Annotated in this window: 20 protein-coding genes; 5 read left to right on the top strand and 15 right to left on the bottom strand. The window is 39.9% G+C overall.

Annotation, left to right across the window (positions count from 1 at the left end):
• Positions 1–15: 15 nt before the first annotated feature.
• From sstT to EMK97_RS05005, 6 genes are all read right to left on the bottom strand, one after another.
• Positions 16–1242 carry a serine/threonine transporter SstT gene (gene sstT, locus EMK97_RS05030; RefSeq protein ID WP_130600000.1) on the bottom strand — a complete coding sequence of 409 codons (1227 nt, stop codon included), beginning with the start codon at positions 1240–1242 and terminating at the stop codon, positions 16–18.
• A gap of 359 nt (positions 1243–1601) precedes the next feature.
• Positions 1602–2045 carry a ferric iron uptake transcriptional regulator gene (gene fur / locus EMK97_RS05025; RefSeq protein WP_130599998.1) on the bottom strand — a complete coding sequence of 148 codons (444 nt, stop codon included), beginning with the start codon at positions 2043–2045 and terminating at the stop codon, positions 1602–1604.
• A 196-nt stretch (positions 2046–2241) separates the two neighbouring features.
• The gene (gene fldA / locus EMK97_RS05020; protein ID WP_130599996.1) at positions 2242–2766 is read right to left on the bottom strand and encodes a flavodoxin FldA; all 525 of its coding nucleotides are present in this window, start codon (positions 2764–2766) and stop codon (positions 2242–2244) included.
• 39 nt (positions 2767–2805) lie between these two features.
• Positions 2806–3081, bottom strand: coding sequence for a LexA regulated protein (ybfE, locus tag EMK97_RS05015; protein ID WP_130599994.1), 276 nt, complete (start codon positions 3079–3081; stop codon positions 2806–2808).
• A gap of 3 nt (positions 3082–3084) precedes the next feature.
• Positions 3085–3306 (bottom strand): DUF2788 domain-containing protein, encoded by a 222-nt coding sequence (locus EMK97_RS05010; protein WP_130599992.1) that lies wholly within the window; start codon positions 3304–3306, stop codon positions 3085–3087.
• Between the two features lie 454 nt (positions 3307–3760).
• On the bottom strand, positions 3761–4567 hold the full coding sequence (locus EMK97_RS05005; protein ID WP_130599990.1) for an alpha/beta fold hydrolase: 807 nt from the start codon (positions 4565–4567) through the stop codon (positions 3761–3763).
• 262 nt (positions 4568–4829) lie between these two features.
• Here EMK97_RS05005 and seqA point away from each other — a divergent pair, with 262 nt between their 5' ends.
• Complete coding sequence (gene seqA, locus EMK97_RS05000; protein ID WP_130599988.1) at positions 4830–5387, top strand: replication initiation negative regulator SeqA; 558 nt, start codon at positions 4830–4832, stop codon at positions 5385–5387.
• A 57-nt stretch (positions 5388–5444) separates the two neighbouring features.
• The gene (gene pgm, locus EMK97_RS04995) at positions 5445–7082 is read left to right on the top strand and encodes a phosphoglucomutase (alpha-D-glucose-1,6-bisphosphate-dependent) (protein WP_130599986.1); all 1638 of its coding nucleotides are present in this window, start codon (positions 5445–5447) and stop codon (positions 7080–7082) included.
• Between the two features lie 31 nt (positions 7083–7113).
• Here the strand turns inward: pgm and EMK97_RS04990 are convergent, their stop codons facing one another.
• On the bottom strand, positions 7114–9054 hold the full coding sequence (locus EMK97_RS04990; RefSeq protein WP_130599984.1) for a methyl-accepting chemotaxis protein: 1941 nt from the start codon (positions 9052–9054) through the stop codon (positions 7114–7116).
• Between the two features lie 433 nt (positions 9055–9487).
• Here EMK97_RS04990 and EMK97_RS04985 point away from each other — a divergent pair, with 433 nt between their 5' ends.
• Genes EMK97_RS04985 through EMK97_RS04975 form a run of 3 tightly spaced genes read left to right on the top strand, consistent with a single transcriptional unit; the run spans position 9488 to position 12911 of the window.
• Positions 9488–10669 carry a thiamine pyrophosphate-dependent dehydrogenase E1 component subunit alpha gene (locus tag EMK97_RS04985; RefSeq protein WP_130599982.1) on the top strand — a complete coding sequence of 394 codons (1182 nt, stop codon included), beginning with the start codon at positions 9488–9490 and terminating at the stop codon, positions 10667–10669.
• A 2-nt stretch (positions 10670–10671) separates the two neighbouring features.
• The gene (locus tag EMK97_RS04980) at positions 10672–11649 is read left to right on the top strand and encodes an alpha-ketoacid dehydrogenase subunit beta (protein WP_130599980.1); all 978 of its coding nucleotides are present in this window, start codon (positions 10672–10674) and stop codon (positions 11647–11649) included.
• 20 nt (positions 11650–11669) lie between these two features.
• Positions 11670–12911 (top strand): dihydrolipoyllysine-residue acetyltransferase, encoded by a 1242-nt coding sequence (locus EMK97_RS04975; protein WP_130599978.1) that lies wholly within the window; start codon positions 11670–11672, stop codon positions 12909–12911.
• Positions 12912–13147: 236 nt separating this feature from the next.
• On the opposite strand, the gene EMK97_RS04970 is transcribed toward EMK97_RS04975, so the two are convergent.
• The 8 genes from EMK97_RS04970 to nadD all read right to left on the bottom strand — a co-directional run bounded on the left by EMK97_RS04970 (position 13148) and on the right by nadD (position 21627).
• On the bottom strand, positions 13148–14512 hold the full coding sequence (locus tag EMK97_RS04970; protein ID WP_130598330.1) for an IS1182 family transposase: 1365 nt from the start codon (positions 14510–14512) through the stop codon (positions 13148–13150).
• A 153-nt stretch (positions 14513–14665) separates the two neighbouring features.
• A complete protein-coding gene (locus tag EMK97_RS04965) occupies positions 14666–15820 on the bottom strand; it encodes a serine hydrolase (protein WP_130604377.1) in 1155 nt (384 codons plus the stop codon).
• Positions 15821–16023: 203 nt separating this feature from the next.
• Positions 16024–16839, bottom strand: a complete 816-nt coding sequence (locus tag EMK97_RS04960; RefSeq protein ID WP_130599976.1) for a septal ring lytic transglycosylase RlpA family protein — start codon at positions 16837–16839, stop codon at positions 16024–16026.
• A 44-nt stretch (positions 16840–16883) separates the two neighbouring features.
• The gene (gene rodA / locus EMK97_RS04955) at positions 16884–17999 is read right to left on the bottom strand and encodes a rod shape-determining protein RodA (protein WP_130599974.1); all 1116 of its coding nucleotides are present in this window, start codon (positions 17997–17999) and stop codon (positions 16884–16886) included.
• Positions 17999–19972: a penicillin-binding protein 2 gene (mrdA, locus tag EMK97_RS04950; protein WP_130599972.1), complete on the bottom strand. Its 1974-nt coding sequence runs from the start codon at positions 19970–19972 to the stop codon at positions 17999–18001. The genes rodA and mrdA overlap by 1 nt, the downstream gene beginning before the upstream one ends.
• A gap of 31 nt (positions 19973–20003) precedes the next feature.
• On the bottom strand, positions 20004–20474 hold the full coding sequence (gene rlmH, locus EMK97_RS04945) for a 23S rRNA (pseudouridine(1915)-N(3))-methyltransferase RlmH (protein WP_130599970.1): 471 nt from the start codon (positions 20472–20474) through the stop codon (positions 20004–20006).
• A 60-nt stretch (positions 20475–20534) separates the two neighbouring features.
• Complete coding sequence (gene rsfS / locus EMK97_RS04940) at positions 20535–20858, bottom strand: ribosome silencing factor (RefSeq protein WP_130599968.1); 324 nt, start codon at positions 20856–20858, stop codon at positions 20535–20537.
• Between the two features lie 91 nt (positions 20859–20949).
• Complete coding sequence (gene nadD / locus EMK97_RS04935) at positions 20950–21627, bottom strand: nicotinate-nucleotide adenylyltransferase (protein WP_130599966.1); 678 nt, start codon at positions 21625–21627, stop codon at positions 20950–20952.
• Positions 21628–21642: the final 15 nt, after the last annotated feature.

Raw genomic sequence — 21642 nt, 5'->3', positions numbered from 1 at the left:
TATTAGAAAGCGTGGTTATTGCTTAGTGATCTGGTGTGAAGCCGCGGCAGAGAAAACTACATCAGTGGAACTATTTAACGCCGTTTCTGCTGAATCTTGAATAACGCCAATAATAAAGCCAATAGCTACTACCTGCATGGCGATATCATTATCGATACCAAACAAGCCACAAGCGAGTGGGATCAACAATAACGAGCCACCAGCGACACCAGAAGCACCACAAGCTGAAATAGAGGCAACAATACATAAAAGTATCGCAGTAGCAAAATCAACCTGAATATTTAAACTGTGTGCCGCTGCCAGCGTTAATACGGTAATGGTTATAGCAGCACCAGCCATATTGATGGTTGCACCTAAAGGAATAGAAACAGAATAGGTGTCTTCATGTAAATCGAGTTTTTTACATAAGGCCATGTTTACAGGGATATTAGCGGCAGAGCTACGGGTAAAGAATGCGGTAATGCCAGATTCTCTTAAACAGGTGAGCACTAACGGGTAAGGATTTTGCTTTGTCATAATAAAAACGATTAAAGGGTTTACCACTAGTGTAATAACCAACATTGCGCTAATTAATACTATGAGTAAATGGCTGTATTCAACTAGTGCGGCAAAGCCAGTCGTTGCTAAGGTATTGGCGACAAGACCAAAGATACCAACGGGTGCGAAACGAATAACTAACTTAACTATATTTGAAATAGCATCACTTAAGTCATGCACCATAGTTTTACTGGCGGGGGATGCGTGTTTTAAAGAAAAGCCTAATCCTAATCCCCAAGCTAATACCGCGATAAAGTTTGCCTCAGTCAATGCGGCAATCGGGTTTTGTACCACTTTAAAGGCTAAATTTGACAGGACCTCTGTTAACCCTTGCGGTGGCGTTGCTGCAGCTTTTGCAATATCTAAAGAAAGTGTTGTTGGAAAAAGAAAGCTAAGTACTACTGCAACAAAAGCAGCGCTTAAGGTGCCAATAAAATATAAACTAATAATGGGTTTTAGCTCAGCATCACTGTCGAGCTTTTGGTTGGCAATTGAAGAGGCGACTAAAACAAGGACTAAAATGGGCGCGACAGCTTTTAGTGCATTAACAAATAAGTTACCTAAAATAGCAAATGATTTTGCTAATTCTGGCGCTACCATGGCGGTGATACTTGCTAAAATGATGGCAATGATGATTTGTTTAACCAAACTAAGCGATGTTAGTTTTTTGCTAAAAGAGAGGGCTGTGCTGGTTTGTTGCGTCATGTTTTTTGGCTCGTTGGATTTTTTATAATATTAGAATCTGACTAGTTTTTCTTATCGAGGCTTACTTGTCTAGAGCAAGTCGTTAAAAGGCGGATAATTTAAGTTAACTTTTGTTTACTTAATCAATTTGGTATTACGGCTTCATGAATCTTGTCTTAGAGAAATACAGGCCTGTATCAAGTTATATTTTTGTTTTAAAGGGAACAAACAAAGAGGCAGATGATTTTAAAAGATAAAAATGGTTTTACTGTATACGGGAAGTTATATTGAGGGAATATAGGGATAACTGTTAATGCTATATCGATTTGCTTAAATCATTGTTTAAAGCGTTATTTAAGTTATCCCGAAAGTGCTAGCTGTTATAGATTACTTTTTCTGTATTCTTCACAAGCTTCTTTATCTTCACATTCACCATATAAGTATAAGCTATGGTTAGTTAAGTGAATATTATGAGCCTTAGCAATGTCAGATTGTCTTTGCTCAATAACGTTATCTTCAAATTCAACCACTTTTCCGCATTTTAAACACACTAAATGATCGTGATGGGCCTTGTGTGAAAGTTCAAATACCGATTTACCACCTTCAAAGTGATGACGAGTAACAATGCCGGCATCGTCAAATTGGTTTAATACGCGATAAACTGTAGCTAAGCCAATCTCATCATTTTGATCTAGCAAAATCTTGTAGACATCTTCGGCGCTGATGTGTTGATTTTCCGGCTGTTGAAGTATGCTCAGGATTTTTATCCTTGGCAGGGTGATTTTTAATCCTGCTCTTTTCAGCTCTTCGTTTTGTTCTGCCATATGATGAGATCTCTATGTAAATTAATTAATAGTAGACAAAATTATAGGGGGTTCTAGGGAAAGAGAAAAGCTTTAGTTTAGATCTTTTACGACTTTTTGCTAAATTTAAGTGATAGTTAAACAATAAAAAACCCTAGATATACTAGGGTTTTAAATAAATAAGCCAATTCTATGTGCTTACAATGTTAGCAAGCAATTAAGCAAATTCTGCTAAGCACATTTCATCATTTAGTTGTGCTAGCCATTTATCAACACGCTCTTCGGTTAATTCTGACTGTCTGTCTTCATCGATACATAAGCCAATAAAGGTGTTTTCATCAATAAGTGCTTTAGATGCTTCAAACTCATAACCTTCAGTAGGCCAGTTGCCAACAACAATAGCGCCGCGAGACTCAACGATGTCACGTAATGGCTCCATAGCGTCACAAAAATACTCGGCGTAATCTTCTTGATCACCTAGGCCGTAGATAGCAACTAACTTGTCATTAAAATCAATTTCTTCTAATTCTGGTAAGAAGTCATCCCAGTCACATTGGTTTTCACCGTAGTACCAGGTAGGAATACCTAAAATAAGTAAATCAAACTCAGCGATTTCTTCTTTGGTACTTTTAGCTATATCTTTTACTTCAACCATTTGTTTACCCAGTTTTTTCTGGATCATTTTCCCTACTGCTTCAGTGTTACCTGTATCACTGCCGAAGAATAAACCTACGATTGCCATGAATGTTACCTTTATCTGCTATTTATCAATAAATTTGTGTTATTTGTTCGCTAATGATTCGATCAACAGCGACTCTATTAATTCGCTACGGCTAATATTACGTGCTTTAGCCAACTTTTCTAATTGCTGAAATAAGCTGTCGTGAACTTTAAATTCAACGCGCTTTAAGCCTTTGTTTTTATCTCTTTTAACTTGATTTCGCTTATTAATCTTAATTTGTACGCTACGAGAATGCGGGTTGGTTTTAGGTCGGCCAGGTCGCTTTTCATCGTTAAATAGATCGATAGTCGTTAAATCTGATACTTCCTTTGCCATTTGCTAGCCTACACCCTGACTTTCCCAGACAAATTGAATAATGCCTTTGGCTATAAAGCCAGCACAACCTAAAAACAGGACAAAATAAACCACGTATCGACCCATTTTAGGTACATCATTCTTGGTCATGACATCGTGAATTGATAAGCCAATAAAACCAAAGATAAATAAGAAAAATAAATTAAGGCCTATCGCTTCAATAAGCTCTAAATGTTCTGCTAGCATGTCTGTTTTAACGGTTTAGCCAAAAAAATTGGCGGCATTATAGCATATCATTAGCGCCATACCATTAGGCGAATGCATAAATCAAAAGTTAATTTATCACCACAGACAATACCGAGAGTTGCTTGTTAGCGTTTTGATCTCTATCAAAAACTTTATCATGATAGAGTTTTTACCCTAGGGTGTGTTGTTCTTTGTTGATATTTTCAGCAATGAGTTATTTTTATCAATAGCAAAGCAGTATGAGCGCGGTTTGGTTGTTCCAAATAAGCGAATACTAATGCCGCTAGTGTTAAAAATAGCCATTGCCCTTTTTATTTAAGAATGGGGGCTGAGGCTAAAATCCCTTTACTCTGCGTTAAAAGCGGCTGATTTAGCTAGCTAAACTACGCAACTTTTGCCTTGATTAAAGGTGTTTTATCTCTCAGCTGAATTATTAAACAAAGATTAACACACCCTAAACTGCTTGTAGGAAATCAGTCACTATTTTATTAAAGGCAGTGGTTTTCTCTGCATGCAGCCAGTGTCCTGCGCCTTGAATAATTTTTGCTTTAGCCTTAGGTAACAACTTGGCTATAGCAGGCTTATGTTCAGGTAAAATATAGTTGGAATTACCGCCTTTAATAAAAAGCGTTTCTCCGGTAAAAGCCTGTTCTTTATCTGAGTTTAGCGTGTTTGCTTGCATAATTTGAGGGTAACACTGGCTAATGTCATCTAAGCTACATTTAAAGGCGAAGTTACCTTGGCTATCCATAGCAAGGTTTCTCAGTAAAAACTGTCTTACTCCTAGCTCATTAACATATTCTCGTAATTGCTTATCAGCATCCATACGCTTTTTAACGATTGATAAATCAATCGCTTGTAAGCCTGAGATGATTTGTTGATGGTGTCCGGGATATTGCACAGGGGCGATATCAGCAACGATAAGTTTATTAATGCGGTGGGCATGAGCTAATGCTGTTTGTATGGCAATTTTCCCCCCCATTGAGTGCCCTAATAAATGACACTGGCCGATATCAAGGTGATCTAATAGCCTGATAATATCTTTAGCAAGTTCAGGGTATGCCATGTCATTGTAATGGAAAGAGTCACCATGATTTCTGACATCGACACTGGTGACACGATAAAATTGCGCCAAGTGCTTAGCGACCATGTTTAGGTTTTCTAAGCTGCCAAATAAGCCATGAATTAAGACAATATCATCGCCTTGGCCCATTTGCTGAAAGTTCAGAAGTTGATTATCTGGTGATGGTAGGTTGCTCATATAACTGCTTTTTTATAACTAGATAGTCTGTATTTTACCTAGTTTAATTTTATCTTGCCATAAGGATTACTTTTTAGAGCAAGCCACTATCGTTAGAGTTTTGGGCTCTTGAGCTATTGTTAAGCTCTATGGCATTTTATCTTCAATGCTCTGCGCGCAATACTATAGAAAAATAATTAGTTAAATTGATGGCGATGGCTATAGCGACTTTAAGTAAAGCTCAGTATAATCCTGCCGCTATTATTTGAAGTTAGGGGTATCAATGAAAAACATCGAAATAGATGAAGAACTTTATCAATATATTGCCACAAACACTCAGTTTATCGGTGAAAGTGCTTCAAGCATTTTACGTCGTTTATTGCAGCTTTCGCCTGAAAAGCAAGCCAGTGAAGCGGTTGTTGAATTAGAAGTTGAATCAGATAAGCTTGCAGAGCCTGAGCAGGTAAAAGAACCCCTAAAGCCTGCTGCACCTACTGCAACTCATGAGAGTGTTTTCAATTTTATCAATAAAGAAGAGTTAGCTATGCAGCGCGGTGCTGTTGGCCGTTTCTTGTTAATTTTAGCGGCTTTGTATCGAGCACATCCTCAGCAATTTGAGGTGGTAACTGACATTTCAGGTCGAGATCGTTTGTATTTTGCCCACAGTGAAGAAGAGCTGGCAGCAAGCGGCAGCAGTACTAAGCCTCGTCAAATTCCAGACAGTCCATTTTGGGTTATCACCAACTCAAATACCACGAGAAAGAAAATGATGCTAACCAAGGCCGCAGCTTCTTTAGGTTATAGCGAAACTGATGTTGAAAAAATTAGAGAGTTGCTGTAATTATCAAAGTAACTTTTTATAATTGTCAAAGCAACTTTTTATAAATAAAGGTGATTTATGAGTGTTCATCCCTTAGCAGGTAAAGCTGCGCGACCTGAAGATACTATTAATATTGCTAAGTTGGTTTCTGACTATTATCTACTTAAGCCTGATGTCAGTATGCTTGAGCAACAAGTCTGTTTTGGTACTTCTGGTCATAGGGGCAGTGCCAATAAAGCGAGCTTTAATGAACACCATATTGTTGCCATATGCCAAGCTATTGTCGAATATCGTCAAACACAAGGTATTACTGGACCATTATATTTAGGTAAAGATACCCATGCTTTATCTGAGCCTGCCTTTGCCAGTGCTATTTCCGTGTTAATTGCCAATGGCGTTAATGTGGTTATACAACAAGATGAAGGCTTTACACCAACACCTGTGATTTCTCGCTTGATCATAGCCCATAATCAGAAAGCACCTGCTGAGCTAGCAGATGGTATTATTATTACACCGTCGCATAATCCGCCAGCAGATGGTGGCATAAAATACAACCCTCCACATGGCGGCCCAGCTCAAGCGAGTATTACCAAACAAATTGAAAAAAGAGCAAATGAGCTGATTGCCCAGCAATGCCAAGTCGTTATACAGCTTGCTTATCAAGAAGCCATGCAATCAAGTTTGCTGACAAAGCAAGACTTTATTAGTTTTTATACTCGTGAATTAGCTAAGATTATTGATATGCAAGCCATTGCTGATGCAGGAGTATGTATTGGTGTTGATCCGCTAGGTGGCTCAGGCATTCATTACTGGGGCGAAATTGCTCAGCGCTATGGTATTCAACTTTCAGTCGTTAACCCTGTGGTTGATGCAAGCTTTTCATTTATGCCATTAGATAAAGACGGCAAAATACGCATGGATTGCTCTTCGAAATATGCCATGGCAAACCTTATCAACATGAAAGATGATTTTGATATTAGCGTTGGCAATGATCCTGATTTTGACCGCCACGGTATTGTTACTAAAACTGGCGGCTTAATGAATCCAAATCATTATTTAGCTGTCGCCATTCATTATCTACTTTCGCACCGCAATTGGGGTAAAGAGAGAAAGATAGGCAAAACTTTAGTCTCTAGCTCAATTATTGACAGAGTGGCTAAAAAACATAATCAGCCGCTTGCAGAAGTGCCTGTAGGTTTTAAATGGTTTGTTGATGGTCTTGATGATACCAGCTTTGCTTTTGCTGGTGAGGAAAGTGCAGGAGCTGCCTTTATTACTAAAGCTGGCGATACATGGACAACCGATAAAGACGGCTTTATTTTGGCCTTACTGGCTGCGGAAATGTTAGCCGTTACAGGCAAAGATCCACATCAAATATACGCTGATTTAGCTGCTGAGTTAGGGCAACCTTTTTATGGGCGCGTGGAAGCACCCGCTAATTTAGCGCAAAAACAAAAACTGACTAACCTTGATGCCACTAGCATTAAAGTTGATAGCTTAGCTGGTGATAAAATTTTGCAGGTTATGTCACATGCCCCAGGTAACAATGCCGCTATTGGTGGGGTAAAGGTTGTAACTGATAATGCTTGGTTTGCTGCCAGACCTTCAGGTACCGAAGATATCTATAAAATCTATGCCGAGAGTTTTGTTAGTGAGCAACATCTGCAATTAGTGATTGCAGATGCACAGCGTATAGTCGATGGTGTTTTTGCTTAAGTTCAAGGGATTAGCAGTCTAAGGTGTTAGCTTAACTTGCTTTCGCGAGATTTAAGGTTTGTTGAATATCATCAACCTTAGATGCCACTTGGGCACTAATGTGCTCGGCTAAATCTTTTGATTGCGCGACACCGTCTTTAACATCAGTCATTGCCAGCTTAAACGATTGAAAATGCTGTTTTTGTTGATTTATTTGTTGTTGTGACTGCTTAGCAACATTGGCGGAAGCAAGCGCTTGTTCACTGACTTTCTCGGCATTATCTTGTAATGACAGAGCTATTTTACGTTGCTTAGTGGCTGCCTGCTCAATATCTATCATATTATTTTCAATACGCTTACTATCTTGTTGTAGCTGACCTAGTTGCCCGTTGATTTGCTGTAATGAATCTTGTGTTTTAGCGGCAAGCTCTCGCACTTCTGTTGCAACCACAGAAAAACCTCTGCCGTGATCACCCGCTCTTGCCGCTTCAATCGCGGCATTTAACGCTAATAGGTTGGTTTGATCGGCAATAGCATTGATAACATCGATAATGCTATTGACACTGTTAACCGATATATCTAATTGGTTAATCGCCTGTTTGCCAGCATTGGCGGCATCTGCGGTAAGTTCGCTGGCTGATAATGCTTGTTGAACTTGCTCTAAGCTTAATTGCATTGCAACTTGAGTATTTTGTGCGTTAACGACCACTTGTTCAGATAACTGATGTACTTCTTCTGTTACTTCGTCTAAGGCCTGCATACTTGATTGTACTGTATTGACTTGTGCAGAAGTATTGCTTGAAGAATCATGAATGTTAGCGGCTTGATCTTGCATTATATGTAATGTGCTGGAAACTAAAGTAAGCTGATGCGCTTTGGTTTGATCGTCTCGCTCTAATTGGCTCACTAATTGATTAAAGCTATTAGCAATTTCACCTAGCTCGGTGTTAGCGGCAATATTGTTAATATTATTCACTTTCCCTTGTTTGAGTAATTGCACAAAGCTATCTCTTAGTAACCTTAATGGTTTTAAGATGATGCGATGTTGCAAGAAGTGGTTACTTAATAAGAAAACAACTAAAAAGCCTAATAGCGCTGTGATAATCAATTGTAGCTGTTGCGTTGTGTCATTTTGCTTATCATTGACTACTTTTTCGTTAGCAAAAATAACGGCTTCTAATGCATTAAGTTTTTCTTTTAATAACTGGGTGACTTGGCTTTTTTGCTGACCTATATTGAGAGTATTATTGAATTCTTGCTGATATCGATTGAGCAAGCTATTTATTTCAGCAATCGCTTCACCTGATAATTCGCTTGCTTGCTCATCGTCTAATACAAGTTCATCTTCTTCAACTTCTTCATAAATGGCTAATGTTGGCATATTGGCTAATGCCTGGGCAGCCTTGGTTAGAGCTGCCAAGATATAACCCATGGTTTTATCGTCATGACCATTTTGTTGGAGCATTTTTTCTCTAGCCGTGACTAATTGACTTAAAGTAAAGGTAAATGCTTCCAGTTGGCTAAGGTAGCTCACTTGCTGCGAAGTGGAAATTTCTTCACTAACTTGTACATAGTTAGCGAGCTGGTGACTGAGTGCAAACAGGCTTTGTTCACTATGACTTAATAATGCAGTAGGAGCGCCGCTTAACTTACCAAAGGCGCGTACTTTCGTTGAGATGAGTGTGTCTAACTCATTTAGTTGCGTTATTACTTCTTGTTCAAATTGTGATTGTTTTAATTGCTGCGCGCTTGTGGCTATTGTTTGTAATTGCTGCTCTGCTTTTACCAAAAGACTAGCATCACCATTTTCTAAGTAACTGTGAATAGTGCGGTTAAAATCAATAGAAACTGATTGCTTCACTTGTTCGTAAGTTGCTAACTCCAGTTTACTTTTGGCTAAGGTATTAGCAACCCAATACATGGTGGCTAAAAAAGACAGCGCAAAGAGAATGATGGCTAAACTGGATAGTTTGAAAAAATAAGATGCTCGCATAATGTGCAAAAATAATGGCTTTTAGCGCATTCTCTCTAGCGAATATGACAAATTGATGACGGATTTGTTATCAAAATATGACTGACATTGATAAGAATATGACTTAGCGCTGTTAAATAAGGTGTTATGGCAAGGGATAGGTTAGTACTTGTAGGCTGAAGCGCTTGGTGTAAAGAATAGTGGGCACTTTAGTTTGCAGTTAGCCTAATTCATTAGCTGCTTATCTTGAATGGAAGTTAACGTAAGGGTAAAGTTTGGCGCAGTTATTACAGATATTAGCTATACTAATATCACATAATTAAAAGCATTAAGTTGTCATGATTACCTTAAAAATAAAAGCTGACAGCTAATAAAAATGCATTAATACAAGTGTGAATTCCATATGTTTATCAGGTTGTTATAAAATCTGGTAACTGAAAAATAAGAGAATACTATGACCACTGAATTATATAATGATGGAACTGTAGTGCATGCGCCTACATTTATCGACGGATCCAGTATCGACATTCCAGAGTTAAGGATATTACATCAAGACGGTAGTGTTTACCCTGATGCTGATATGCCTGATATCGATGAAACTTTGGCGATAAAAATCTATAAAACCTTAGCCTTTCATCGTGTTTTAGATGAGCGTATGGTGGCATCACAACGTCAAGGACGTTTGAGCTTTTATATGGCAGCGCTTGGTGAAGAAGCGACTACGGTTGGTGGCGCAGCAGGCTTAGAGCCGCAAGATATGATCATGGGCCAATACCGTGAGCAAGGCGCGTTAATGTTTCGTGGCTTTAGCCTAGAAAACTTTATGAACCAACTGTTTAGTAATGAAAAAGATCTAGGTAAAGGCAGACAAATGCCAATTCATTATGGTTCTAATGAATTGAATTATATGACGATTTCTTCCCCTTTAGGGACGCAAATTCCACAAGCAACTGGCTATGCTTATGGTCAGAAATTACAAGGCTTAGATGCGGTTACTTTATGCTATTTTGGCGAAGGTGCTGCCTCAGAAGGGGACTTTCATGCTGGCTTAAATATGGCTGCAGTACAGCAAGCGCCAGTGATCTTCTTCTGTCGCAACAATGGTTATGCGATTTCAACGCCTTCTGATGAACAATATAAAGGTAATGGTATTGCCTCTCGCGGTGTTGGTTATGGCATCAAAACCTTACGTATTGATGGTAATGACATACTGGCGGTACTAAAAGCAATGCAAATCGCTAGGGCTTACGCACTAAAAGAGAATGCGCCAGTATTAATCGAAGCTATGTCTTATCGTTTAGGCGCTCATTCAACCTCAGATGATCCTTCTGGCTATCGTACACGAGAAGAAGAAGAAAAGTGGCAAGCAAATGACCCTATTTTACGTATGAAGAATTGGTTGTTAGCGCAAAACTGGTGGGATGAAGAGCAAGATACTGTTTTATTTGAAGGTTTAAGAGAAGAGGTGCTTGCTGCAGTTAAGGTATCAGAGAAAATTAATAAACCACATATTGATACTATGATTACTGACGTATATGACACACCCACTGCGCAATTACAGCAACAATTAGATGAAGTAAAAGCACACGTCAATAAATATCCTGAAGCCTATCCATTTACCGCGGGGAAATTTTAGTTATGGCACAAATGAACTTATTACATGCGATAAATAACGCACTCGATATTGCCATGGCTGAAAATGATCGTGCGGTATGCTTTGGTGAAGATGTTGGTCACTTTGGTGGTGTCTTTAGAGCGACCAGTGGTTTACAAGATAAATATGGTAAAACTCGTTGCTTTAATACCCCGTTAGTCGAGCAGGGGATTATTGGCTTTGCCAATGGTTTAGCTGCACAAGGCAGTGTTGCTATTGCAGAGATCCAATTTGCAGATTATATCTTCCCTGCGTTTGACCAAATCGTAAATGAGTCGGCAAAATTTAGATACCGTAGTGGTAATGAATTTAATGTCGGTAAATTAACTATTCGTACGCCATACGGTGGCGGTATTGCCGGGGGCTTATACCACAGTCAGTCTCCAGAAGCGTACTTTGCTCATACGCCTGGCTTAAAAGTTGTTGTGCCACGCAATCCGTATCAAGCAAAAGGCTTATTACTTGCCTCTATTCGCGATGATAACCCTGTTGTATTCTTCGAGCCTAAACGTTTATATCGTGCATCAGTGGGTGAAGTGCCTGAAGAAGATTACCAATTACCTTTAGGTAAGGCTGAGGTTGTACAAACAGGTACTGACATTACCTTATTAGCTTGGGGGGCTCAGATGGAGATCATCGAAAAAGCAGCGAAAATGGCTGAAGCTGATGATATCTCATGTGAAGTGGTTGATTTAAGAACCATATTGCCGTGGGATATCGAAACGGTATGTCAATCGGTGATGAAAACGGGTCGATTACTGGTTAGCCAAGAGGCACCATTGACCGCAGGTTTTGCTAGTGAAATTGCAGCGACTGTTCAAAATGAATGTTTCTTACATTTAGAATCACCTATTGCTCGTGTTTGTGGTTTAGATACACCGTACCCATTGGCACTAGAAAAAGAATATATGAGCGATCACTTAAAAGTGTATGAAGCCATTAAGAAAAGCGTAAATTATTAAGGTTTATCAGGATAAGTAACATGAGTATAGATTTTATATTACCCGATATCGGTGAAGGTATCGTAGAGTGTGAGCTGGTAGAGTGGTTAGTAAAAGAAGGCGATACAATTGTTGAAGATCAACCTATTGCTGACGTGATGACAGATAAAGCCTTAGTACAAATACCGGCAATGCATTCAGGGGTTATTGAAAAGTTATATTATCAACAAGGTGAAATTGCTAAGGTTCATGAACCTTTGTTTGCCATGGTAGCTGATGGTGCTAACTCTTCTGCTGCAGCAGCTGAAAAAGTAAAGCCTGAAGTGAATGACAAGCCAGTAGACACAGCACCGCAAGTTGAAGCAAAGCCAGAAGTTACAGCGAATACGGGTAAAACTGCAAAAGCTGCTAATGGGAAAGCATTAGCTAGCCCAGCTGTTCGCCGTGTAGCACGTGAAATGGATGTTAACATTCATGAGGTGTCAGGTAGCGGTAAAAAAGGACGTGTCTATAAAGATGATGTACTAGCGCACTGTCAAAGTGAGCCTGTGACTTCAACGACGTTTGTAACAACCGGTGGCAAACGCACAGAAGCCATTCGTGGTGTTAAAGCGGTTATGGCCAAAGCGATGCAAGAGTCTGTTTCTAGCATTCCGCATTTCACTTACTGTGAAGAGATTGATATGACAGAGCTGATTGCTTTGCGTAAAGAGCTGAAAGAAGTTTACGCTAAGCAAGATATTAAGCTAACTATGATGCCATTTTTCATGAAGGCGATGTCATTAGCACTAAAAGAGTTCCCATTAATTAACTCGCAAGTTAATGATGATTGCAGTGAATTAACCTATTTTGATGATCACAACATAGGTATGGCTGTGGACTCAAAAGTGGGCTTATTAGTTCCTAATGTTAAACATGTGCAAGTTAAATCTATTTTAGATTTAGCGCAAGATATCACGCGTTTAACTAATGATGCTCGTAGTGGCCGTGTTGCAACCGAGGATTTAAAAGGCGGTACTATTACCATCTCGAATATCGGTGCCATAGGTGGTACGGTAGCAACGCCAATTATTAATAAGCCTGAGACGGCTATTGTCGCGTTAGGTAAGCTACAAACTTTACCAAGATTTAACGATAAGGGTGAAGTGGAAGCGCGCAGTATTATGCAGGTGAGTTGGTCTGGCGATCATCGAATTATTGATGGCGGCACGATTGCAAGGTTCTGTAACCTATGGAAGTCATTCCTTGAAAAACCAAGCAATATGCTAGTGCATATGAGTTAATAACTCGTTTAGTTACTAGCCATAAAAAAACCTCGCAATAAGCGAGGTCAGATTACTGACAAACCCCGTCATTCTGTTCGGGGTTTGTCTTTTATGAGCAGCCGTAGGCTGCGATCTCGATATTTTTCTAGCCACGTCTTTTCTATTTTATTTGGTTTTTCTGGACTTGTTTGGGGCTTATCTTCCCTATTTGGCGTGTTAATGTCTCGAATTGAGCTTTTAAAGGGCTATCCTTTTTAGATTGCCATTATTTGGGGAATATTTGATAGCGTCATTGCTATCTTCTTCATATTTTGTGCTGCCGCAGCCATATATGCTTGCATTTGAACATTATGCTTACCTCGGTATCTTGCATACCTGTGACCATGGTGTTGCTTTGCATCAGCAAAACTTCTTTCAACGGTTTCGCATCGTCGTTTGTAAAGGTATTTACCAAGGCTTGTTAAGCGAAATTCATTAGCCCGATCTTGACTCGCAGCCATTACGTGGCGTGTTATCACTTTCTTATGACTTTTACTCTTAGTGCAATCTTTTAATTGAGGGCAATTAACGCATACCTTGGGGTCAGAATGATATTCTCGGTAACCCTCTCGACTGGTGGTCGAGTAGATTAACGTTTGCTCTTGCGGGCAGGTATACGTATCTGCTTTCTCGTCGTATTTGAAGTGCTTTTTCTTAATGGCATTCTTCGTTCGTGAAGGACGACGGTAACCAAACACCCCTTGGATGTTACGTTGTTCCAGATTAAAACAGACGGGCGCTGTGAAGTAGCCTGCATCAATACCAACAAATTCAGGGGATAGTGCAAAGCGATTTTCAATGGCATCAAGGCGAGCAATGTATGGTTGAGAATCGTGGACATTACCTGGCGTAATATGCGTATCTACAATAATGTTATAGTCGTTATCTACGGTTCTGTGGTCTAGGTAGAAAAAACCTTTTGGCTTTTCATCTCGGTGCATATAACCGCTATCACTATCGGTTTTACTTACCTTATTCCGCTTTATCTCACAATAGCCTTTATCCTTGAGTGGCTTTTTTCCAGCCGCTTTACGGTCTGCCTCCACAGCTTTGTTGATTTGCTTAATATAGGCACTGGTTGAGACGGGTTTGAGCTTGTTGGTGAACTTTCGTTTATTGGCGTTTGCTTTTAAGTGTGTGCTGTCGGTGAATAAGGCTTTGCCCCCAACTAGACCATGTTTAATGGCTTGTTGGACGATGTGATTAAATATACGTTCAAATACATCTGTGCCATTGAAACGACGAATACGATTTTGACTAAGTGTTGAGGCATCGATAACTTTCTCGGTAAGCCCCATGCGGAGAAACCATCGATACGCGACATTTACTTCGATGTCTTTGATGATTTGGCGCTCACTTTTAATACCAAATAAGTACCCAAGTAGCATAATTTTAAATAGCTGGACTGGCTCCACCGGAGGACGACCATTATCAGTGCAATATAAGTCTTTGACTTCATCTCGAATAAACTCAAAGTCAATATACTTATCGAGTTTACGAACTAGATGGTTGGCTGGAACTAACTGGTCTAGCGTGACCATTTCGAGTTCATGTTGTTGCGGGGAAGGTTCTCTTAACATGGTTAATTTTTGTAATTTTCCATGTTTTTATTAGATCAAAGTCCTAGACTACTGTCTAGGACTTTGTCATCAGTCTGACCTCGCAATAAGCGAGGTTTTTTTATGGCTTAACTTTATTTTTTAAGTAAGCTGTATAAATAAGCCTAGGTTAAATTAATCTACAAATTGTAGTTTTACATAATCCACTAAACGGCTAAACATACTGCCTTCATTAACTTCTTGCAGGGTGACTAGTGGATATTGGGCGATATCTTCACCATCTAGTTGTAAGAATAACTTACCTACTACAGTACCTTTAGCAATAGGCGCGGTTAATTGCTGGTTTAGCTCAAAGTTTGCTTTTAAATTCTTACGTTGTCCACGAGGAATGGTAATTGGCGTATCCGTTAAAATGCCTAAATCAACGTTCTTTTTATCGCCCATCCATACGCGATTTGAAACAAATTTTTCACCGGCTTTGTATGGGTTATATGTTTCAAAAAAGCGGAAACCGTAGTTAAGTAATTTTTTACTCTCTACTTTTCTTGCACGCTCGCTTTCAGTGCCCATAACAACCGTAACTAAACGCATATTTCCTTTAGTTGCTGAGGTTACTAAGCTATAACCGGCATTCGAGGTATGGCCCGTTTTCATGCCATCGACATTCAGGCTCTTATCCCATAACAAACTATTACGGTTGTACTGCTTAATATTGTTGTAGGTAAATGATTTAATTTTATAGAGGGCGTATTCTTCAGGGACTTCACGAATAATAGCACTCGCTAAAGTGGCCATGTCACGCGGGGTGGTCATATGCTCAGAGCTGTCAAGGCCATGACTATTTTCAAAGTAACTGCTTGACATGCCAAGCTGCTCTGCATGAGCATTCATTAAATCAGCAAAAGCACTTTCACTACCAGCAATATGCTCTGCCATAGCAACACAGGCATCATTACCCGAGGCGATAATAATACCGCGATTTAATTCATCTACGCTAACTTCTGTGCCAACTTCAATAAACATCTTTGATGAGTCTGGGAAGTTTTTCGCCCAAGCATTTTCGCTAATGGTGACTTTGTCAGTATTGCTAATATTACCACTTTCGATTTCTTTACCGATAATGTAGCTGGTCATCATTTTGGTTAAGCTAGCTGGTGCTAATTGGCTATCAGCATTGCCTTCAGCGATAACTTTACCTGTGGTGTAGTCAACGAGAATAAAACCTTTCGCGTTAATTTGTGGGGCATCAGGAATAATTGATGCGGCTTTAGCAATAGGAGAAAGTGCTACTGAAGCACAGAAGAAGAAACCGCCAACATAGGAGGCCATTTTTTTTGCTGAAGCGTTGAGTAATTTTGCCATAATATTAATCAGATACTTGTCAGGTTGCAGGGAATATAAGTGCCAAAGTATACCACTTCTTAATCGCTTGGCTATGGGCTAGCGAAAGGAAATTGTTTAAAAATTACAAAAAATAACACAAAGCGTAGAAAAATTTGTAACAGGCTATATCGCTTAGCCATTTGTCCTTGTTATAACCTTGTTTTTCGCGGGTAGGCGTTTGGATAACCATTAGCTTTCAGCTGCTCTAACAGCGTATTAAGCGTCGATAAGTCGGCAATTGGGCCAATTTGTACGCGATAAATTCCTTTATGCTCAGGGTAGTTCACTTGCTGTTGATATAGCTGGGCAAGACTTGTTGCCTTTTGCTTTGCTAATGCTTTATTGCTGGTGGCAAATACCTGAATATAGGGGGTTTCGATGGCAGAATGTGATGTTGGCAGTTTCGCTGTTTTATGGGAAAAATCTGTAATTGCGACAACTTTTACTTTTGCCGTACCTGTTTTTAACATATCAAGCTTATAGGCAGCACTGTAGGATAAATCTATGATACGTGATTGATGAAATGGCCCTCTGTCATTAACGCGAACAACCACGGACTTGTCGTTTGCTAGGTTAGTAACGCGAACATACGTTGGCAGGGGTAAACTTTTATGGGCGGCGCTCATAGCGTACATATCGTAAATTTCACCATTAGAGGTTAAATGACCGTGAAATTTATTACCGTACCAAGAGGCAATGCCCGTTTGTTCAAAATTATCTGCTGTTTTTAGTACTTGATAGTGTTTACCACGCACTTGATAATCGTTATTACCACCACGACTTAATGGCTCTGCACGAGCGATAGCGTCTTGTTGCTCAGCTTGGGTCGGCAAACGTGTTGGAATGCTATCTGAGTGTTGAGAATAACGACCACTGGTACTGCAACCAGTAAGTATGGCGCTAGCAATTACAAGGTAACTTAAGTGCTGTGAGAATTTAACAAATGAGCTTATAGTAGGTTTCATTGAAAAATAACTGCTCTGTCTTACTAAGTTTAGTTATAGTTTAGTTATACGTGAAAACGTCTATGGGTACTTATTGCCATTAAAATACCAAAACCAGTCATTAAGGTTATTCTTGACGTGCCACCATAACTGACTAAAGGCAAAGGTACACCAACTACAGGCAAGATGCCAGATACCATGCCGATATTAACAAATACGTAGATAAAAAATGTTAGCGTTAAGCTACCAGCCAGTAGCTTAGTAAAAGCATGCTGCGCGTTAACGGCTATCCATAAACCGCGCATAACAATAAATAAATACACCGCTAATAAGGCAGCAACACCAAGTAAGCCAAATTCTTCACTAAAAACAGAAAAAATGAAGTCGGTATGGCGTTCAGGCAGAAACTCTAATTGCGATTGGGTGCCATGTAACCAACCTTTTCCTTCGATGCCGCCAGAGCCAATGGCTATTTTTGATTGAATAATATGATAGCCAGAGCCGAGTGGATCTTGTTCAGGGTTTAAAAAAGTCATTACCCGCTGGCGTTGATAATCCTTCATCAAAAACATCCATAAAACAGGGGCGAAGGCAGAGGCTAAACCCGCACAGGTAGCAATAAGTTTCCAACTGGCGCCCGCTAAAAAGATAACAAAAATACCTGAGCTTGCGATTAATAATGAGGTGCCTAAATCCGGCTGTTTGGCGATAAGTAAGGTCGGTATTAACACTAAAATAAAGGCTTGAATTACTGTAGATATTTTTACTGGTAAATTGTCTTGGCTAATAAACCAAGCAATCATTATAGGTACAACTAACTTCATTATTTCAGAAGGTTGAAACTTGGTAATACCAATATCAAGCCAGCGCTGAGCGCCTTTACCAACATGGCCAAAGAGCAATACCGCAACCAGCATTAATACACCAATAATGAATACAGGAACAGCCCATTTTCGATAAGAGAGCGGTGGTATTTGCGCAATAACGAACATAGCAATAAGTGCTAAGCCCATGTGAATAGCTTGTCGATAGACAATATCAATATTTTGTCCGCCTGCGCTATATACGGTAAATAGCCCCAATAGCAATAGGGTAAGAATACCCATCAACAAAGGGATATCTAAGTGCAATTTTTGCCAAATACTGCGTGCTTTTTGTTGATCTTGGCCGGTACTACGCATTAATCGCTCTCTCGTACTAAATTGGAACCGTGGCTGTGATTATGAGCTAAGCTCTGTTGAGGAAGCTTATTATTGTTACTTGAGGTGATGACTCTATCACCAAAATACTGATCCATAATTTGTCTGGCAACAGGACCAGCATTGGTACCTCCGCCACCTTTAGCTACATTTTCAATGGCAACCGCGACAACAATTTCGGGCTTTTCAAAAGGGGCAAAGGCAATAAACATGGCATTATCACGCTTATTCTCGGCGGTCTTCTCGGCATCATATTTTTCATCTTGCTTGATTCTCGCAACTTGCGCCGATCCGGTTTTACCAGCAGCATCATACTTTGTACCTTTAAAGGCGACATGACCGGTTGCACCCACTTTTTGCACTGTGCTGTGCATGGCATCAAGTACAATATCCCAATGCCGTTCATTTTTAAGCTTAATTGGCGCTTGCGGCTCGTAGCTTATCTGCTCAACGATTGGAGTTAATTGCTCGGTATCACTGGTATCTAAATACGAAGTCGCTTTGAGTAAATGCGGTACTTTTCGCTCGCCTTTATTAACTAAGGTGGTTAGTGCCTGCGTTAACTGTAATGGTGTTGCTGTCCAGTAACTTTGCCCTATACCCACTGATAGTGTTTCACCTGTATACCAAGGCTGGTTATATCTGCCACGCTTCCAACTTACACTGGGCATTATGCCTGTAGCTTCTTCATGAATATCAATGCCTGTGCTTTCACCAAAGCCGAAGTTTTCCATCATGGTACTTATTTTGGTGATGCCAAGTTTAAAGGCCAAATCAAAAAAGTAGATATTACAGGATTGCTCAATTGCCGTGGTTAAATCAACCCAGCCGTGCCCCCATTTCCGCCAATCACGGTATTTATTGGGTAAGCCTTCTAGCTGATACCAGCCTGGATCCCAAATTTTGGTTTCAGGGGTAACAATGTCTTCTTCTAAGCCGGTAAGCGCTAAGAAAGGCTTAACGGTGGAAGCGGGCGGGTAACCTCGCAAACTTCGGTTAAGAAACGGAGAGTCATTAGAATTACGTAACTTATTATAATTTTTACTACTGATACCATGGACAAATAAATTACCATCGTAGCTTGGGTTTGAATACATGGCTAATACCTCGCCACTGCGAGGATCCATAGCAACAATAGCGCCGCGCTTACCTGTCAGTGCGCGTTTAGCGATCATTTGCAACTCAATATCTAAGCTTAAAGTTAAATCTTTACCTGGAATGGGCGGCGTGTAATCTAAAGTGCGCACAATACGGCCTTGGTTGTTAATCTCGACCTCTTGATGGCCTATGGTGCCGTGTAGAATATCTTCGTAGTATTTTTCAATACCTAATTTACCTATGCCATAAGTGGCGGCATAGTTTTCAGCCTTACCTTGTTGCTCTAACTTATTAGCATCACGACGGTTTATTCGGGCTACATAACCTAGGTTATGGGTAGTTAAATCAGCAAAAGGGTAATAACGTTTTAAGCGAGCATCAACAAAGATACCCGGATATTTATGCTTATTTACTGAAAATAGCGCGACTTGTTGATCGCTTAAACGCGTGTGTAGCTCAACCGGCTTAAAACGACGTTTACCTTTGACTGCTTTAAAGAATTTTGCTTGCCTTTCCTGACTAATACCAAGTAATTCACTGACTTCTTTAACGCTTTTCTCTATATCTTTAACATCTTCAGGAATAATTTCTAAGCTATATACTGGCTTATTATCAGCCAAAATAACGCCATTTCTATCATATATCAGGCCGCGGTTAGGGGCGACCGGTAATAACTTAATGCGATTTGAATTTGAACGGGTTTGATATTTCTCATAGGAAGAAACCTGTAGAGAAAAGACATTGGCAAATAAGATAATGAGTAAAACAACTACGCCTGAAAAAGCAATAAAAGTACGGCGAGCAAAGAGGTTTGCTTCTGCACTTTGGTTTCGAATAATGACGCGACGAGGAGGCACTAGTTATCCCTTCTATATATTGTGTATTGCTTTATTCTCTATGATAGGGGTGATTGGTATTAACGCTCCAGGCACGATAGAGACTTTCAGCAATTAATACCCTAACCATAGGATGGGGGAGTGTTAATGCAGACAGTGACCACTTTTGCTCAGATGCTTTAATACAGGCTGGGGCGAGACCTTCAGGCCCGCCAACAAGCAGGGCAACATCTCTACCGTCTAATTGCCAGCGCTCAAGTTGCTTGGCAAGCTTAGGTGTTGTCCAGGCATTGCCTTCTACCTCAAGGGTAACAATTCTATTGCCCTTAGGAATAGCATTGAGCATGAGCTCACCTTCTTTTTCCAATATACGCGCTATATCAGCATTTTTGCCACGTTTACCCGCTGGGATTTCAACAAGGTTGAAGCTTAAATCTCTTGGAAATCGTCGGCTGTACTCTTCAAAACCTTGGCTAACCCAAGATGGCATTTTGCTGCCCACGGCATATAAGGTAAGTTTCATTTAATTGCTCAGCATTCGCTTACGGTATTATTTAGCTTTGCAGTCGCAAAGCGGGAAGAATTATTCTTCTGCCCATAATTGCTCAAGGTTGTATTTGTCTCGTTGTTCATCAGTCATAACGTGAACAATAACATCACCTAAGTCTACTAATGCCCATTCACCTACGTCATTACCTTCAATGCCTTTAGGTTCAATGCCTTCAGCTCGACAATCCATAGCGATAGCTTGAGCAATTGATTTGACGTGGCGGTTTGAGTTACCTGAGCAAATTACCATGTAATCGGCGAAGCTGGCTTTGTCACTAATGTTTAATGAGACAATGTCTCGGCCTTTCATATCGTCAAGTTTTTCTATTACAAATGCGTTTAGTGCTTCGGTTTGCAAGGTTTTTCTTCCTATTTCATCAATGGCTAGTTAACGTCTCGCCAGATGCGAGAGCATAATTTCGTAATACTATCACTTTTTGCTACTTGGGTTAACGGTAAAGGTTATTTTTCTTGATAAATTCTGCTACCTGAGTATTAAGCAAATGCTCGCAGTTTATATTATTTTGTAACTGAGTACGTATTTGACTGGAAGAGATGTCGAAGGCGATAGGTTTAGCAAAGATAATTTCACCAAAACTACGCTGTTTCTTGTTTGTGTTATCTTGACTTTGATACTTTACCAGTAAGGCTTTCGTGTCATGATTTAACTCATCTAATGAGTAATTGGGTCTGGTATTTACGATTAAATGACACAAGGTGAGAATTTCTTCGTATTGATACCAGCTAGTAAAATTGAGTAAAGAGTCCATGCCAATAATAAAATAGAGGGTGTCATTAGGGTAGAGGGATTTTAATTGCTTAAGGGTATCCAGAGTGTAAGATGCGCCTTTGCGCTCAAGCTCTCGACGATCACAACTAAAGTGCGGCTGGCTCTGACAGACCAAATCAACCATATCGGCTCGTTGCTTAGCTGTAGCCGTTGGCTTATTTTGTTGGCTGATTTTATGAGGGGGAATGTAAGCGGGTATAAATATGAGTTTATCTAAGTTAAATTCATCTGCTACCCAATGCGCGCACTGTTCATGACCGGTATGAATGGGATCAAAAGTGCCACCAAATATGCCGATAGCTGATGTTGTTATTGGCTTGTTAGCATGTGTATTCATATAGTTAAATAGTTA

The sequence above is a fragment of the Litorilituus sediminis genome, assembly GCF_004295665.1.
GTDB classification, from domain to species: domain Bacteria; phylum Pseudomonadota; class Gammaproteobacteria; order Enterobacterales; family Alteromonadaceae; genus Colwellia; species Colwellia sediminis.
Note: the sequence above shows the minus strand (reverse complement) of the source record. Positions and strands in the feature narration are given on the sequence as shown.